This is a genomic window from Pseudomonas sp. Sample_24, from assembly GCF_004307605.1.
Lineage (GTDB): Bacteria > Pseudomonadota > Gammaproteobacteria > Pseudomonadales > Pseudomonadaceae > Aquipseudomonas.
This window is the reverse complement of sequence record NZ_RCNW01000498.1, coordinates 1-2003: the sequence shown is the minus strand read 5'-3', so window position 1 is coordinate 2003 and position 2003 is coordinate 1. Positions and strand designations below refer to the sequence as shown.

The 2003-nt window shown below is 62.3% G+C and carries 2 protein-coding genes; both read left to right on the top strand.

Features of this window, described 5'->3' with window-relative positions:
* The coding region (locus D8V06_RS29060) for a bifunctional prephenate dehydrogenase/3-phosphoshikimate 1-carboxyvinyltransferase (protein WP_130932332.1) at positions 1 to 1619 on the top strand (1619 nt) is incomplete at its 5' end.
* A partial coding sequence (locus D8V06_RS29055; RefSeq protein ID WP_177434509.1) for a (d)CMP kinase occupies positions 1616 to 2003 on the top strand: 388 nt, incomplete at its 3' end. The genes D8V06_RS29060 and D8V06_RS29055, both read left to right, overlap by 4 nt.

The following is a 2003-nucleotide window of genomic DNA, read 5'->3' as shown; positions in this document are numbered from 1 at the left end:
TGGTCGATTCGTTGGCCAAGCGCAATGAAAATCTTGAGATCTTCCGTTACGCTGCGGGCGGTTTCCGCGATTTCACGAGAATCGCCGGAAGCGACCCGGTCATGTGGCACGACATCTTCCTCGCCAACCGCGAAGCTGTCCTGCGCACACTCGATACATTTCGCAGCGACCTCGACGCCTTGCGCGACGCGGTCGATGCAGGGGATGGGCACCAATTGTTGGGCGTTTTCACTCGCGCCCGGGTTGCCCGCGAGCATTTCAGTAAAATCCTGGCCCGTCGGGCCTATGTGGACGCTATGAATTCCAACGATCTGATTTTCCTGGCTCAACCTGGTGGCCGCCTGTCCGGTCGGATTCGCGTACCAGGTGACAAATCGATTTCCCACCGTTCGATCATGCTCGGCTCCCTGGCCGAAGGCGTCACCGAAGTCGAAGGCTTCCTCGAGGGCGAAGATGCCCTGGCGACCTTGCAGGCGTTCCGTGACATGGGCGTGGTCATCGAAGGCCCGCACCACGGTCGCGTGACCATTCACGGTGTCGGCCTGCATGGCCTGAAACCCGCGCCTGGCCCGATCTACCTGGGCAACTCCGGTACTTCGATGCGCCTGCTGTCCGGCCTGCTGGCCGCGCAGGATTTCGACAGCACCCTGACCGGCGATGCTTCGCTGTCCAAGCGCCCGATGAATCGCGTGGCCAATCCGCTGCGCGAAATGGGCGCGGTGATCGAAACCGCCGCTGAAGGCCGTCCGCCGATGGTCATCCGTGGTGGCAACAAGCTCAAGGGCCTGACGTACACCATGCCAATGGCCAGTGCCCAGGTGAAATCCTGCCTGCTGCTGGCGGGCCTGTATGCCGAAGGCAAGACCACCGTCACCGAACCGGCACCGACCCGCGATCACACCGAACGCATGTTGCGCGGCTTCGGCTACCCGGTCACTGTCAATGGCGCGACCGCCTCCGTCGAGTCCGGCAGCAAGCTGACCGCGACCCACATTGAAGTACCGGGCGACATCTCGTCGTCGGCGTTCTTCCTGGTGGCCGCTTCGATCGCTGAAGGTTCAGACCTGGTACTGGAGCATGTCGGCATCAACCCGACCCGTACCGGTGTGATCGACATCCTGCGCCTGATGGGCGCCGACATCACCCTGGAAAACCAGCGTGAAGTGGGCGGCGAGCCGGTAGCGGATTTGCGCGTACGGGCGGCTAAACTCAAGGGTATCGAGATTCCTGAAGAGTTGGTTCCGTTGGCTATCGACGAATTCCCGGTGCTGTTCGTGGCAGCTGCCTGTGCCGAAGGCCGTACTGTGCTGACTGGCGCCGAAGAGCTGCGGGTCAAGGAGTCGGACCGTATCCAGGTCATGGCCGATGGCCTGCTGGCGCTGGGCGTCAAGTGTGAGCCAACGCCGGACGGCATCATTATCGACGGCGGCTCGATCGGCGGCGGCGAAGTGCATGGTCACGGCGATCACCGGATTGCCATGGCATTCAGCGTTGCATCGCTGCGCGCTACTGCACCGATCCGCATCCATGATTGCGCCAACGTCGCGACATCGTTCCCGAATTTCCTGGCGTTGTGCGCACAGGTCGGTATCCGCGTTGCCCAAGAGGCTCAGTCGTGATCAAAATTGCACCGGTCATCACCATCGATGGGCCGAGCGGCTCCGGCAAGGGCACGGTCGCCGGGATCCTGGCCAAGCGTCTGGGCTGGAACCTGCTGGATTCCGGTGCACTTTATCGGCTGCTGGCATTCGCCGCGCATAACCACGGCGTTGACCTGACCAACGAAGAATTGCTGAAAAAACTTGCCGCTCATCTGGATGTGCAGTTCATCGCAGCGACCGAAGGTCAGCTGCAACGCATCATCCTGGAAGGCGACGAAGTCAGCGATGTGATCCGCACGGAAAGCGTCGGCTCCGGTGCCTCTCAAGTGGCTGCATTGCCCGCCGTACGCGAGGCGCTGCTGCAGCGCCAGCGTGCATTCCAGGAAGCGCCGGGCCTGGTGG